The sequence below is a fragment of the Delftia sp. Cs1-4 genome (assembly GCF_000214395.1).
Lineage (GTDB): Bacteria > Pseudomonadota > Gammaproteobacteria > Burkholderiales > Burkholderiaceae_C > Comamonas > Comamonas acidovorans.
In genome coordinates this window covers 1,354,769-1,369,130 of sequence record NC_015563.1, presented here as the reverse complement: position 1 = coordinate 1,369,130, position 14,362 = coordinate 1,354,769, and the positions used below count along the sequence as shown (strand labels likewise).

Annotated in this window: 13 protein-coding genes; 11 read left to right on the top strand and 2 right to left on the bottom strand. The window is 68.1% G+C overall.

Annotated features, from left to right (window positions below):
* The first annotated feature begins 18 nt into the window (after window positions 1–18).
* From DELCS14_RS06055 to DELCS14_RS06025, 7 genes are all read left to right on the top strand, one after another.
* Window positions 19–1,041 (top strand): tripartite tricarboxylate transporter substrate binding protein, encoded by a 1,023-nt coding sequence (locus tag DELCS14_RS06055; protein ID WP_013800883.1) that lies wholly within the window; start codon window positions 19–21, stop codon window positions 1,039–1,041.
* Between the two features lie 44 nt (window positions 1,042–1,085).
* Entirely contained in the window at window positions 1,086–2,411 is a 1,326-nt protein-coding gene (locus DELCS14_RS06050) for a sulfatase-like hydrolase/transferase (protein ID WP_013800882.1), read from the top strand.
* A gap of 66 nt (window positions 2,412–2,477) precedes the next feature.
* Complete coding sequence (locus DELCS14_RS06045; RefSeq protein ID WP_013800881.1) at window positions 2,478–3,476, top strand: hypothetical protein; 999 nt, start codon at window positions 2,478–2,480, stop codon at window positions 3,474–3,476.
* 10 nt (window positions 3,477–3,486) lie between these two features.
* Window positions 3,487–5,205 (top strand): single-stranded-DNA-specific exonuclease RecJ, encoded by a 1,719-nt coding sequence (gene recJ, locus DELCS14_RS06040; protein ID WP_013800880.1) that lies wholly within the window; start codon window positions 3,487–3,489, stop codon window positions 5,203–5,205.
* Between the two features lie 97 nt (window positions 5,206–5,302).
* Window positions 5,303–5,983, top strand: coding sequence for a CsgG/HfaB family protein (locus DELCS14_RS06035; protein WP_013800879.1), 681 nt, complete (start codon window positions 5,303–5,305; stop codon window positions 5,981–5,983).
* Window positions 5,980–6,354, top strand: a complete 375-nt coding sequence (locus DELCS14_RS06030) for a DUF4810 domain-containing protein (RefSeq protein WP_013800878.1) — start codon at window positions 5,980–5,982, stop codon at window positions 6,352–6,354. Before DELCS14_RS06035 ends, DELCS14_RS06030 begins: the two co-directional genes overlap by 4 nt.
* 1 nt (window position 6,355) lies before the next feature.
* Window positions 6,356–7,018, top strand: coding sequence for a DUF799 domain-containing protein (locus DELCS14_RS06025; RefSeq protein ID WP_013800877.1), 663 nt, complete (start codon window positions 6,356–6,358; stop codon window positions 7,016–7,018).
* A 58-nt stretch (window positions 7,019–7,076) separates the two neighbouring features.
* Here the strand turns inward: DELCS14_RS06025 and DELCS14_RS06020 are convergent, their stop codons facing one another.
* Window positions 7,077–8,864 (bottom strand): methyl-accepting chemotaxis protein, encoded by a 1,788-nt coding sequence (locus tag DELCS14_RS06020; RefSeq protein ID WP_013800876.1) that lies wholly within the window; start codon window positions 8,862–8,864, stop codon window positions 7,077–7,079.
* A 212-nt stretch (window positions 8,865–9,076) separates the two neighbouring features.
* Between DELCS14_RS06020 and DELCS14_RS06015 the strand changes: the two genes are divergently transcribed.
* Together DELCS14_RS06015 and DELCS14_RS06010 are read left to right on the top strand one after the other, a co-directional pair.
* Window positions 9,077–9,940, top strand: a complete 864-nt coding sequence (locus DELCS14_RS06015; RefSeq protein ID WP_013800875.1) for a 3',5'-nucleoside bisphosphate phosphatase — start codon at window positions 9,077–9,079, stop codon at window positions 9,938–9,940.
* A 25-nt stretch (window positions 9,941–9,965) separates the two neighbouring features.
* Complete coding sequence (locus DELCS14_RS06010; protein WP_012207210.1) at window positions 9,966–10,610, top strand: L-threonylcarbamoyladenylate synthase; 645 nt, start codon at window positions 9,966–9,968, stop codon at window positions 10,608–10,610.
* Between the two features lie 105 nt (window positions 10,611–10,715).
* On the opposite strand, the gene DELCS14_RS06005 is transcribed toward DELCS14_RS06010, so the two are convergent.
* Window positions 10,716–12,086 carry a methyl-accepting chemotaxis protein gene (locus DELCS14_RS06005; RefSeq protein WP_013800874.1) on the bottom strand — a complete coding sequence of 457 codons (1,371 nt, stop codon included), beginning with the start codon at window positions 12,084–12,086 and terminating at the stop codon, window positions 10,716–10,718.
* Window positions 12,087–12,271: 185 nt separating this feature from the next.
* Here DELCS14_RS06005 and DELCS14_RS06000 point away from each other — a divergent pair, with 185 nt between their 5' ends.
* Together DELCS14_RS06000 and DELCS14_RS05995 are read left to right on the top strand one after the other, a co-directional pair.
* Window positions 12,272–12,940 (top strand): site-2 protease family protein, encoded by a 669-nt coding sequence (locus DELCS14_RS06000; protein WP_170962005.1) that lies wholly within the window; start codon window positions 12,272–12,274, stop codon window positions 12,938–12,940.
* Between the two features lie 75 nt (window positions 12,941–13,015).
* Entirely contained in the window at window positions 13,016–14,308 is a 1,293-nt protein-coding gene (locus tag DELCS14_RS05995) for a tryptophan--tRNA ligase (RefSeq protein WP_013800872.1), read from the top strand.
* The last annotated feature ends 54 nt before the right edge of the window (window positions 14,309–14,362 follow it).

Genomic DNA, 14,362 nt, shown 5'->3' with positions numbered 1-14,362 from the left:
CGCAGAAAGTTCGCCACCATGTTTTCCCTGTTCCAAGCCACCCATGCCACCCATGCCTTGCGCAGCCCGCTGCTGCGGGCCGGCCTGGCCCTTCTGCTGGGCCTGGGCTCCGGCGCTGGCGCCCGGGCCGATGCGGCCGCCGATGCCGCGGCCTGGCCCGCCAAACCCGTGCGCATCGTCGTCGCCTTCGCGCCCGCCGGCGCTGCCGACATCCTGGCGCGCAGCCTGGGCGAGGTACTGCAGCGTGAACTCAAACAGCCCTTCGTCGTGGACAACCGGCCCGGCGCGGGCGGCAACATCGGCACCGACAACGCGGCCAAGGCGCCCGGCGACGGCTATACGCTGCTGGTCGGCATCGACACGACCTTCACCGTCAATCCCTTCATCTACAAGAGCATGCCCTTCAAGGGCGCGGACCTGCGTCCCGTGATGATGATCGCCTCGCAGGGAATGATGGTGGCCGTCAACCCGCGCACCGGCCTCAGGACCCTGGACCAGTTCATCGCCCAGGGCAAGAGAAGCGGCCTGACGCTGGGCTCGGCCGGCTACGGCACGCCGGGCCACCTGGCCTCGGCCATCCTCACCCATGCCACGGGCGCCAAGGTCAGCCACGTGCCCTACAAGGGCAACGCCCCGGCCAGCACGGCCGTGCTGGCGGGCGAGGTGGACGGCGGCATCATCAGCTCCTCGGCCATGCTGGGCCAGGTGGCGGCCGGCAAGGTCGTGCCGCTGGCCGTGACCACGCGCCAGCGCAACCCGCTGGTGCCCGGCGTGCCCACCGTGGGCGAACTGGGCCACAAGGACCTGGAGCAGGAAGTGCTGTTCGCCCTGTGGGTGCCTGCCGCCACGCCCGAGCCCCTGGTCGCAAGAATCCAGTCCGCGCTGGAAAAGGCCATGAAGGATCCGGCCCTGCGCGAGCGCTTGCGCGCCAACGACCTGTTCTACGAAGGCCTGACCGGCCCGGCCGCCGCCGAACGCATACAGGCGCTGGCCGACCGCTACCGGACCGTGATCCAGTCCACCGGAATGAAGATGGAATGAGCGCCGCCGCTTCCCGCCCACAACCCTGCACAGAGCGCATTTCCATGTCCCGTCCCAATATCCTCTTCATCGTGGCCGACGACCTCGGCTATGCCGACCTCGGCTGCTACGGCGGCCGCGCGGCCGACTTCGGCCCGGTGTCTCCCATGCTCGACCGCCTGGCCGCCGGCGGCCTCAGGCTCACCCAGGGCTATGCCAACTCGCCCGTGTGCTCTCCCACGCGCTTTGCCCTGGCCACGGCGCGCTACCAGTACCGCCTGCGCGGTGCGGCCGAGGAACCCATCAACAGCAAGACACGCGGCACGCCGCTGGGCGAGAAGCTGGGCCTGCCGACGGACATGCCCACCGTGGCCTCCATGCTCAGGGATGCGGGCTACCGCACGGCGCTGATCGGCAAATGGCACCTGGGCTACCCGCCGCACTTCGGCCCGCTGCGCTCGGGCTACGAGGAATACTTCGGCCCCATGTCGGGCGGCGTGGACTACTTCACCCACCTGAGCAGCTCGGGCCAGCACGACCTGTGGGTGGGCGAGGAGGAACACCATGACGAGGGCTACCTGACCGACCTGCTGTCACAGCGCAGCGTGGACTTCGTCCACCGCATGGCCCAAGGCGATGCGCCCTTCTTCCTGAGCCTGCACTACACGGCGCCGCACTGGCCCTGGGAAACGCGCGATGACCGCAGCACGGCCGAGGCGCTGGGCGCAGGCATTGCCCACCTGGACGGCGGCAACATCCACCAGTACCGCCGCATGATCCACCACATGGACGAAGGCATAGGCTGGATCGTCGAGGCGCTGCGCGCCAACGGGCAGCTGGACAACACCCTCATCGTCTTCACCAGCGACAACGGCGGCGAACGCTTCTCCGACAACTGGCCCCTGGTCGGCGGCAAGATGGACCTGACAGAGGGCGGCATACGCGTGCCCTGGATCGCGCACTGGCCAGCCGTCATCGCACCGGGCCGCAGCAGCCCCCAGCACTGCATGAGCATGGACTGGTCGGCCACGGTGCTGGATGCCGCCGGCGTGCAGGCGCCAGAGGGCCATGGGCTGGACGGCATCTCGCTGCTGCCCGTGCTGCGCGCCGAAGATGCCGAATTCCCGCGCACCCTGCACTGGCGCATGAAGCACCGCGGCCAACGTGCCCTGCGCGATGGCGACTGGAAGTACCTGCGCGTGGACGGCATCGACTACCTGTTCGACCTTGCCGCCGACGAGCGCGAGCGCGCCAACCAGGCAGTGCGCGCGCCCGAGCGTCTGGCCGCCATGCGCAGCGCCTGGGAAGACTGGAACCAGGGCATGCCGCCCATCCCCGAGGACGCCACGGTCAGCCTGGTCTCTTCGGCCCGGGACATGCCCCAGCGCTGAACCGCGCTCCAAGGGGAAAAACGAAGGCGCCGGCACTGCGGCACCCCATGCCCGACAATAGCGGCCATGCTTTTGACCGCGCCCCTGGTGTCCTCCACCCAAGCCCCGCTGGAGGAAACGACCGAATGGATCATTCCCTATGCCGGCGGTCCGTCCTCGGATGCAGCGGATGACGCTGCCGTCGCGGCCGTCTGGGGCGGACTGGAGCTGCCCCATCTCCAATCCCTGCTGGCGCTGATGCAGCCCGCGCCCGCACAGACCGGCACGGAGATGGATTTTTCTCCCCCCCACGAACGCGCCCTGGCGCGCTCGCTGGGCCTGCCCGATGCGCCGGGCCTGATTGCCTGGGCCGCCTGGCAGGCCGGTGAGACGGCGCAGGCCTGCGCCTATGTCACGCCCTGCCACTGGCACATAGGCGCAGACCAGGTCCACCAGAGCGATCCCGCCACCACACCCCTCAGCGATGAGGAATCCCGCCAGCTGCTGGCCCTGCTGGCGCCCTGGTTCGCTGACGACGGCATCGTGCTGGAGTACCAGCAGCCGCAGCGCTGGCTGGCGCGCGGTGCGCTGTTCGATGACCTGGCCACGGCCTCCATGGACCGCGTCATCGGCCGCGACGTGCGGCCCTGGCTGCCCGATGCGCAGCAGGCGCGCGCCCTGCACCGCCTGCAAAGCGAGGTGCAGATGCTGCTCTACACCCATGTCTTCAACGATGCCCGCTCCGCGCGCGGCCAGGTGCCCATCAACGCCTTCTGGGTCCATGGCGCCGGGCGCCTGCAGCCCGGCACGGCCACCGGCGCCAAGGCCGCCGTGCAATGCCTGGACGACCTTCACGCCGCAGCCCTGCAGGGCAACCCCGCTGCGTGGCGCGAGGCCTGGAAGGCGCTGGACGCCGGGCTCATCGCCCGCCTGCTGGAGCGCGTGCGCGCAGGCCACCCGCTCACGCTGACGCTGTGCGGCGAACGCCATGCCATCGCATGGAGCAGCCGCCCGCCGCGCTGGCTGGACAGGCTGACGGGCCTTTTCGGCCCCCGCGCCCTGCCCGACCTGGGCCGCATGCTCTGACACATTGCCCATGAAAATCATCCCCCGCGAGATCCCTGCACAGCAGGCCTGGGCACTGCGCCAAGCCGGCGTCCATCCGCTGCTGGCCCAGCTCTACGCCGCACGCGGCGTGTGCTCCGCCGACGAACTGGACGACACCCCTGCACGCCTGCTGGCCCCCTCCGGCCTGCTGGGCATGGAGGCCGCCGTGCGGCTGCTGGCCGACGCCATAGAGCGCGGCCTGCGCCTGTGCATCGTGGCCGACTACGACTGCGACGGCGCCACCGCCTGCGCCGTGGGCTGGCGCGGCCTGCGCATGCTGGGCGCGACCGAGGTCAGCTACCTGGTGCCCGACCGCGTGGTGGACGGCTACGGCCTGACGCCGCCCATCGCACGCCGCGTCAAGGAAACCGGCGCCGAAGTGATGGTCACCGTGGACAACGGCATTGCCAGCGTCGAAGGCGTGGCCGAGGCCAAGGCCCTGGGCCTTCAGGTGGTGGTCACCGACCACCACCTGCCCGGCAACCACCTGCCGCTGGCCGATGCCATCGTCAACCCCAACCAGCCCGGCTGCAGCTTCGAGAGCAAGTCCATGGCCGGTGTCGGCGTGATGTTCTACGTGCTGCTGGCCCTGCGCGCCGAGCTGCGCGCACGCGGCCGCTTCGACAAGGCCAGCCAGCCCCGGCTGGAGGCCCTGCTGCCCCTGGTTGCCCTGGGCACGGTGGCCGACGTGGTGCGGCTGGACGCCAACAACCGCCGCCTGGTCGCCCTGGGCCTGAAGCAGATCCGCCGTGGCCAGATGCAGCCGGGCCTGCTGGCCCTGTTCGAAGCCGCTGGCCGCAAGGCCTTTGCGGCCACCACGTTCGACTTCGGCTTTGCCCTGGGCCCGCGCATCAATGCCGCAGGCCGGCTGTCCGACATGACCATCGGCATCGAGTGCCTGACCACGGACGATGCGGGCCGCGCCGCCAACCTGGCGCAGATGCTGGACGCCATCAACCGCGAACGCCGCGAACTGGAAGGCGGCATGCGCGAGCAGGCCCTGCTCATGGCCGAAGGCCTGTGCGAGGACGGCATGACGCCGCCGGCCGCCATCAGCGTGTTCGACCCCGACTTCCACGAGGGCGTGGTCGGCATCGTGGCCTCGCGCATCAAGGACCGCATGCACCGGCCCAGCTTCGTCTTCGCCGCCAGCGGCGCGCCGGGGCACGAGCATGAACTCAAGGGCTCGGGCCGCTCCATTCCCGGCTTTCACCTGCGCGACGCGCTGGACCTCGTATCCAAGCGCCACCCCGGCCTGCTGCTGCGCTTTGGCGGCCACGCCATGGCGGCCGGCTGCACCATTGCCGAGGCCGGTTTCGCGGTGTTCGAAAAGGCCCTGGCCCAGGTGGCACAGGAATGGCTGGACGCAGCCACGCTGACGCGCCGCATAGAGACCGACGGACCGCTGGACCCGGATTTCCGCAAGCCCGAAATGGTCGAGCAGCTCAATCTCGCGGTCTGGGGCCAGGGCTTTGCCCCGCCCACCTTCAGCGAACAGCTGGAAGTGCTGTCACAACGCCTGGTCGGTGAAAAGCACCTGAAACTGCAATTGCGCCATCAGGGCGAAACCGTGGACGGCATCTGGTTCGGCCATACCGACCCGCTGCCGCCATCGGCGTGCATTGCCTTTCGCATGGACATCAATGAATGGCGCGGAGAGCGCAAGGTGCAATTCCTGATCGAGGGAGTGCATTCGGACGCGTCCTAGAGACCCGGGGCGCCATTCACGGTGCCCCTCGGTTAATATCCCCGGTTTTTGCAACAAATTATTGCAAATTCATTCCAAGAAAACCGGGGAAATACTCATGACCTCTCGCCTGTGGCCTTGCACGGCCATTGCCATTACCCTGGCCGCCGGCCTTTCCGGCTGCTCCACCACCGAGCAATCGCGCACGCTTGAAACGGCCAAGCCCGCTTCTGCATCCAGCGCCTATCAAGGCCCGCGCAGCCCCATTTCCGTGGGCAAATTCGACAACCGCTCCAGCTTTCAGCGCGGCATTTTCTCGGACGGCGTCGATCGCCTCGGTGGCCAGGCCAGAACCATTTTGGTCACCCATCTGCAGCAAAGCGGCCGATTCAGCGTGCTGGACCGCGACAACATGTCCGAGACCCGCCAGGAAGCGGGCTTCAACAAGCAGGAGCAAGCGATCAAGGGCGCCACCTATGTCGTGACCGGCGACGTGAGCGAGTTCGGCCGCAAGGTGGTCGGAGACCGCCAGTTCTTCGGCGTGCTCGGCCGTGGCAAGGAGCAGGTGGCCTATGCCAAGGTCAGCCTGAACATCGTCCGGGTGCAGACCTCCGAAGTCGTCTATTCGGTGCAGGGTGCCGGCGAATACAGCCTGTCGAACCGCGAAATCGTGGGATTCGGCAGCACGGCCGGCTATGACTCCACGCTCAACGGCAAGGTACTGGATCTGGCCATCCGCGAAGCCGTGGACAAGCTGGCGGCCGGCATTGACAGCGGCGCATGGAAGCCCGCGCAATGAAGCGCCCCATCCATTCGGCAGCGGCCCTGGCCGCGCTGGCCATCTGCGCCACTTTGGCCGGCTGCGCGGCGCCGCGCCAGCCGCTGTATGCCTGGAATGACTACCAGCCCCAGGTCTACCAATATCTCAAGGACGACGGCAGTACCGGCGCCGAGGACCAATTGCTCAAGCTGGAAGAAGCCCGCATGAAGGTCCAGGCCGAGGGAAAGGCGCTGCCGCCCGGCTACCGCGCCCATATGGCCATGCTCTATTCCCGGACCGGCAACAACGAAAAGACGGTGGAGCAATTGGCCGAGGAAAAACAGCATTTCCCCGAGTCCGCCACCTTCATGGACACGCTGCTGCAAACCTTCACGGCCCGCAAGAATTGACATGCGCCTGACCGATCACATCAAGACCCTGGCTCTTGCCATGACCGTGGCGCTGACCGGGTGCGCCACCACCGCGCCCTATGACTATTCGGCGCTGCGGGCATCCAAGCCTGCCTCCATCCTGGTCATGCCTGCGCTGAACCAGTCCCCGGAAGTGAATGCACCGGCGGGCGTGCTGTCCCAGATCACGCTGCCGCTGGCCGAGGCCGGCTACTACGTTCTGCCCGTGGCGGTCACCGAGGAAATGTTCCGCCAGAACGGCATCGTCAGCGCCGACGACGCCCAGGAACTGCCCGTGGCCAAGCTCCGTGAAATCTTTGGCGCCGATGCGGCCCTGTACCTGAACATCCGCAACTACGGCACCAGCTATGCGGTGATCAGCAGCGCCTCGGTGGTCACGCTGGAGGCCAGGCTGGTGGACCTGCGCACCGGCACCCAGCTGTGGGATGGCAGTGCCACGGCCTCCAGCGCCGAAGGACAAAGCTCAGGCGGCGGACTGGTCGGCATCCTGGTGACGGCACTGCTCAACCAGATCCTGGACACCATGAACGACCGCAGCGTGCAGATCGCCTCCATCGCCAACCAGCGCCTGCTGTCGCCCATGGCGCAGCGCGGACTGCTGCCAGGCCCGCGCTCGCCCGACTACGGCAAGCCGCGCAACTGACGAAGGCCTGCAGGCCGGCGCTGACTTGCACGCCGGCCTGCATCCCCGCTCCTCCCGGTCAGAAGGTCTCCCAGTCGTCGTCCGCCCCGGTCTTGGCCGCTGTCCTGGCGGGGGCTTTCGCCACGGGCTGCTGGATCTTCTGGGGCGCCGGTGCATTGCGCACGGCGGGCGCTGGACGTACGGGTGCCGCAGGCGCAGGGCGCACCGCAGCAGTTGCACCGGTTGCACCGATAGATGCCGGCCGGCGTGCCGCTGCGGTGGCCGGCACGTGTGCCCTGGCCGGCGCCAGTGCGCTGCCCTCCTGCCCCAGCTTGAACACCGCCACCACCTCGGACAGGCGCCGCGCCTGGTCCTGCATGGCCAGCGCAGCCGCGCTGGATTCCTCGACCAGGGCCGCGTTCTGCTGGGTCATCTGGTCGAGCTGGGTCACGGCCTGGTTGACCTGGCCGATGCCGTCGCGCTGCTCGGTGGACGAGGCCGTGATCTCGCCGATGAGGTCGCTGACGCGGCGCACGCTGGAGACGATTTCCTCCATGGAACGCCCCGCCTGCTCCACCTGCTTCGAGCCCGACTGCACGTTGTCCACGCTGGTGGTGATCAGCAGCTTGATTTCCTTGGCCGCCTCGGCGCTGCGCTGGGCCAGCGAACGCACCTCGCCCGCCACCACGGCAAAGCCCCGGCCCTGCTCGCCTGCGCGGGCCGCTTCCACGGCGGCGTTCAGCGCCAGGATATTGGTCTGGAAGGCAATGCCGTCGATCACGCCGATGATGTCGGCGATCTTGCGGCTGCTGTCCGTGATCTGCTGCATGCTGGTGACCACCTGGGCCACCACGGCACCGCCCTGCTCGGCCGCCTGCGCGGCCGTGGCCGCCAGCTGGTTGGCCTGGCGCGCCGTGTCGGCCGACTGGGTGACGGTGGCCGTCAGCTCTTCCATGCTGGCCGCCGTCTCCTCCAGGTTGGCCGCTGTCTGCTCGGTGCGCGAGGACAGGTCCTGGTTGCCGCTGGCGATCTGGTTGGAGGCCGTGGACACGGACTCCACGCCAGAGCGCACTTCGCCCACCACGCCGCGCAGCCGCTGCGCCATGCCGTTGAGTGCGCCCAGCAGATGGCCCAGCTCATCGCCCCGGTTGCTTTGCACCGAGCCCGTGAGGTCGCCTGCGGCAATGCCGTCGGCCAGGGCCACGGCCTGGTCCAGCGGCCGCGTGATCGACCGCATGATGGCCACCCCCATGAACAGGCCCAGGGCCACGATGACCGCACTGGCCAGCGCACCGATCCAGTACGCCTGGCGCCGATGGGCCACGCCTTCCTCGCGCGCCAGCTCGCTTTGGCGCTCCAGTTGCTGCACGAAGGCTTCCTGCGCGCTGTTGTAGCGCTCGGCCGCCGGGCGCAGCTGCTTTTCAACGATGTCGAACGTGGTGGCGAAATCGCTGGCCTTGCGCGCCTCCTGGGCCGCCGAGTTGGCCTTGAGCGTCTCGCGGCGCTCGGCCGCCACGGCGTCCAGCGCCTGCTTGGACTGCGTGCCCAGTTGCAGGTCGCTCACCTGCTTTTGCAGCACGTTGATGCGCTCTATGCCCTTGCTCATCAACGCGCGCTGCTGCGCTGCCAGCGTCTCGTCGGGCGACATGGCCGCGACGATGGAGCGCTCCACGCTCATCTGCGTCAGATGCCGCCACTCGCGCGCCAGCGTGGCGCCGCTTTGCGCGGTCATCACATCGGTGTTGATCTTCTCGTTGACCCCGTGCAGATAGACCAGGATGCCGCCGTTGACCACCAGCATGCTCACCAGCAGTCCCAGCACCAGGGCCCACAGCTTCTGGGCGACCGTGATTTGATTCAGATTCATGGAAAAACCGATCTTTTTTATAACAATGCCGGAGCCAGGCCATGGCGCCCCTGCCGCCCATCGCTCCGGAAACCATTCTTGTCCACCCTTGACGGCGCCTGGCTGATCATCGTCATGCATCCGTCACTATTGAGGCCTGTTAACCCGCACTCAGGGAAGTCCCCCAGCCGCACTGCCCGGCTCGGAAAAGCACCGACACCTACAATGGACCGGTGCCCAAGTCCTATCTGAACGCCGATCTGCATAGCCACTCCGTGGTCTCGGATGGAACGCTGACGCCGGAGCAACTGGCCGAACGCGCCGCCTCCCGGGGGGTGCAGCTGTGGGCGCTGACCGACCATGACGAAGTCGGCGGCCAGCACCGCGCCGCCGCCGCCGCACGCGCCTGCGGCATGGACTACCTGACGGGCGCCGAGATCTCGGTGAGCTTTGCAGGTGCCACCGTGCACATCGTGGGACTGGGCTTTGACGCGGACGACCCCGCCCTGCTCGAAGGGCTGCACGCCACGCGCGACGGGCGCGGCCCACGCGCCCGCGAGATGGCCCGCCAGCTGGAGCTGGCCGGCATCGAAGGCAGCTACGAAGGCGCGCTGCGCTTCGCCGGCAATCCCGGCCTGATCTCACGCACCCATTTCGCACGCTTTCTCGTGGAATCCGGCCGCTGCCGCGACACGGGCGAGGTGTTCCGCCACTACCTGACCGAAGGCCATCCCGGCTACGTGCCCCACACCTGGGCCCGCCTGGCCGATGCCGTGCGCTGGATCACGCAGGCCGGCGGTGTGGCGGTGATCGCCCATCCGGCCCGCTACGCGCTCACCGCCAACGAGGAATACGCGCTGTTTTCCGAGTTCAAGGCCCATGGCGGGCAGGGCGTCGAGGTCGTCACCGGCAGCCACCGGCCCAGCGAATACACCATCTATGCCGACATGGCGCGCGAATTCGGCCTGGCCGCATCGCGCGGCAGCGACTTCCACAGCCCCGAGGAATCGCACACCGATCTGGGCGACCTGCCCTACCTGCCGGGCCAGCTGACGCCGGTATGGGAACTGCTGAGCGAGCGCATACAGCTGGCCTGAGCTCCTCCCGCCAACAACGCACACCATGGTCCTACGCTTCGAAGCCCACCCCGACAATCCCCAGCCCCGTCTCATCAAGCAGGCCGCCGACATGCTGCGCCAGGGCGCCATCCTGGCCATTCCCACGGACTCCAGCTACGCGCTGGTCTGCCATCTGGACGACCGCCCTGCGGTGGAGCGGCTTCGCCGCATCCGGCAGATCAACGACAAGCACCATCTCACGCTGCTGTGCCGCGACCTGTCGGAGCTGTCCAGCTATGCGCGCGTGGACAACCGCCAGTACCGCCTGCTCAAGCTGGCCACGCCGGGGCCGTACACCTTCATCCTGGAAGCCTCCAAGGAAGTGCCCAAGCGCCTGAGCCATCCCTCGCGCAAGACCATCGGCCTGCGCGTGCCGGACCGCAAGGGCACGCAGTTGCTGCTGGAGCAACTGGGCGAGCCGCTGATCGCCACCACGCTGATCCCGCCGGGCGAGACCGAGGCCCTGCACGACGCGGACGCCATCCTGGAACGCTTTCCCCACGAGCTTGACGCCATCGTCGATGCAGGCGCCTGCCCGTCGGAGCCGACCACCGTGATCGACCTGGTTCCCATGGCCCTGGGCAATCCGCCGACCGTGGTGCGCCAGGGAAGGGGCAGCCTGGACGCCCTGGGCCTTGAGATGGCCTGATGAAGATGGCCCGAGCAGGGGCCATGCTCCGCACCGCATGAACGACAAACGCCGGGCAAGCCCGGCGTTTGTGTTGTGAAGGGTCGCTGACGAGAGAGATGCAGATCAGTGCTGCGCCAATTCCAGCGACTGCAGCGACCGGGCTGCAGGAGTCGGCGCACGCTGCGGCGGCCTTGGCGAACTTGGTGACCTTGGCGAACTTGGCGAACTTGCTGTGGGCGCCACGGCAACGGACGGGGCCAGCGCGGGCCTGGCCTGCGCTGCCGAGAACCCCGCGCCCGCCGCAGACTCAGGCTCGTCATCGAGCTTGAAGGCGCCCACCGCCTGCTCCAGATCCTGGGCGCGCTCGCTCAACGCCGAAGCCGCGCGCGAGGCCTGCTGCACCAGGGCTGCGTTCTCCTGGGTGGCGCTGTCCATGTGGCCCACGGCGGCGTTGACCTGGGCAATGCCCTCGCTTTGCTCGCGCAGCGCCTGCGACATTTCGCCCAGCAGGCCCGATACCTGGCCCACGGCGCCCACGATTTCCTGCATGGTGGCGCCCGCCTGGTTGACCAGGCCGGCTCCGCTTTCCACCTGGCGCACGCTGGTGGTGATCAGTTCCTTGATCTGCTTGGCGGCCTCGGCCGAGCGCCCGGCCAGGCTGCGCACCTCGCTGGCCACGACGGCAAAGCCCCGGCCCTGCTCGCCCGCACGCGCCGCTTCCACCGCCGCATTGAGCGCCAGGATATTGGTCTGGAAGGCGATGCCTTCGATGACCTGGATGATGTCCACGATCTTGCGCGAGCTGCCGCTGATGGCCTCCATGGTCTGCACCACCTCGCTCACCACGGCCCCGCCGCGCCTGGCGGTGGACGAGGCATCGACGGCCAGGCCGCTGGCCGAATGCGCGCGGTCAGCGTTCTGGCGCACGGTGGCGGTGAGCTGCTCCATGCTGGCGGCCGTCTGGGCCAGCGCCGAGACCTGGGCCTCGGTGCGGCGCGACAGGTCGGAGTTGCCGGCGTCGATCTCGCCGGCCGACAGGCCGATGGAATCCGTGGACTGCTTGATGCGGCCGACCAGCTCGGTCAGCGTGTCCTCCATGGTGCCCAGCGCGCCGAGCAGGCGGCCGAAGTCGCCCTGCAGCTCGGTCGAGAACTCCTGGCTCAAATCACCGGCCGCCACGGTCTCGGCAATCAGGATGGCCTGGCCCAGCGGCTGCACGATTCCCCGCCGCAGGCTGAACCAGGCCACCAGGGCCAGCACGCAAACGGCGGCCCCCAGCCCCAGCACCCACCAGCGCGTATGCACCAGCGCCTGCTCGGCCACCGTGGTCGCTCCCCCGGCCGCCAGCGCCTGTTCGGCCTGCCCCAGTGAAAACACCGTGACCGCCATCATCGTGAAGACCAGCAGATTGATACCGCCGAACGCAATCACCAGCCGCCAGCCTATCGGCAGCCTGCCCAAGCCCAGTACGCCCACGTGCCACCTCTTGTACATATGGCCCGAGGGCCTTGGTGAAAAACCTGTTGAGGGAACCATCTCATCGGTGTTTCATTTTGCAACACAGAATGCGGCATTGCCAATCTGCGGGAAACCACCATATCCACGCGGCCAGAGCGCAGCGCACGGGCTCTGGCGGCTGCCAGCGGCAAGGGTGGCCAGCGTCTGAGACAATGCCCGCCGTGGACATCTCCAACCTCATCCAGACCGTACTCATCTATGCCCTGCCCGTGCTCTTCGCGATCACGGTGCACGAGGCAGCCCATGGCTATGCCGCGCGCCACTTCGGCGACAACACGGCCGCCATGATGGGACGCATCACGCTCAACCCCATCAAGCACATCGACCCCATCGGCACCATCCTGATGCCGCTGCTGCTGTACTTCGCCACCTCGGGCGCCTTTCTGTTCGGCTACGCCAAGCCCGTGCCCGTGCGCTTCGACCAGTTGCGCAACCCCAAGCGCGACATGATCTGGGTGGCCCTGGCAGGCCCGGCCTCCAATTTCGTGCAGGCCCTGCTGTGGGGCGTGCTGCTGGTGGTTCTGGTGGGATCGGGCGTGGGCGAGCGCTTCTTCATAGAAATGTGCCGCGCCGGCATCCTGGTCAATCTGGTGATGTGGGCATTCAACCTGTTTCCGCTGCCGCCGCTGGACGGTGGCCGCATCCTGGTCGGCCTGCTGCCCTGGCGTCAGGCGCAGTGGGTGGCGCGCATCGAGCCCTGGGGCTTTTTCATCGTCATGGGCCTGGTCATCGCCGGCGTGGTCGGCAGCCTGTGGCTGCGTCCGCTGATGGACCTGGGCTACGCCGTGATCGACTTCGCGCTGACCCCGCTGATCGCGCTGCTGCGCTGAACGCGCTGCAGAACGGTCCACCGGCTGTCTCTGCGGCTCCCTGTTTTTCTTTCTTGCCTGTCGAAGCCTCCCGTCATGAGCACCATCCGTTTCCTCACCGGCATCACTCCCAGCGGAACCCCGCACCTCGGCAACTATGCCGGCATGCTGCGCCCGGCCATCGCGGCCAGCCGCTCGCGCGAGGTCGAGAACTTCTACTTCCTGGCCGACTACCACGCCCTGATCAAATGCCAGGACCCGGCACGCGTGCAGCGCTCCACCATCGAGATCGCGGCCAGCTGGCTGGCGGCGGGGCTGGACCCCGAGCATGTGACCTTCTACCGCCAGTCCGACATTCCCGAGATCCCCGAGCTGTGCTGGCTGCTGACCTGCGTGACCGGCAAGGGCCTGCTCAACCGTGCCCACGCCTACAAGGCGGCCGTGGACAAGAACCATGCGGACGGCACCGAGACCGATGACGGCGTGACCGCCGGCCTGTTCATGTACCCCGTGCTCATGGCGGCCGACATCCTCGCCTTCAATGCGCACAAGGTGCCTGTGGGCCGCGACCAGGTACAGCACATCGAGATGACGCGCGACATGGCCTCCAGCTTCAACCACATCTACGGCGGCGAGTTCTTCACGCTGCCCGAGGCGCAGGTCGAGGAGAACGTGGCCACGCTGCCCGGCCTGGATGGCCGCAAGATGAGCAAGAGCTACAACAACACCATCCCGCTGTTCTCCTCGCGCGAGCAGCTGCGCAAGCTCATCGGCAGCATCACCACCGACTCGCGCACGCCCGGCGAGCCCAAGGAAGTCGAGGGTTCGGCCCTGTTCCAGATCTACCAGGGCTTTGCCACCGAAGAGGAAACCGAGGCGCTGCGCCGCCAATACGCCGAAGGCATTGCCTGGGGCGACGCCAAGCAGCAGCTGTTCGAGCGCATCGACCGCGAGCTGGCCCCCATGCGCGAGCGCTACGAGCACCTGGTGGCCCACCCTGCCGAGCTGGAGGACATCCTGCAGGCCGGCGCCGCCAAGGCCCGCCGCGAGACCCTGCCCCTGATCCGCGAACTGCGCTCGGCCGTCGGCCTGCGCAGCCTGGCACAGGTCCCCGTGGCCGCCAAGGCCAAGGCCGCCAGGCAGGCCCTGCCCCAGTTCAAGCAATACCGCGAAGCCGACGGCAAGTTCTACTTCAAGCTCGTCGCCGCCGACGGCCAGCTGCTGCTGCAAAGCCTGGGCTTCGACGCCCCCAAGGAAGCCGGCCAGGCCATTGGCCAGCTCCAAAAGGAAGGCGAGGCGGCCCTGTCCGCACTGCAGCCCCGGCTGCAGCCCGCAGACCCCCAGTTGGTGCTGGCCGCCCTGCAGCAACTGCGCGATGCCGCAGAGTAAGGGTAAGCTTCGCTTTAGAAACCGCCTATTTGCGGGCAGTCTTGCCCGCGGGCT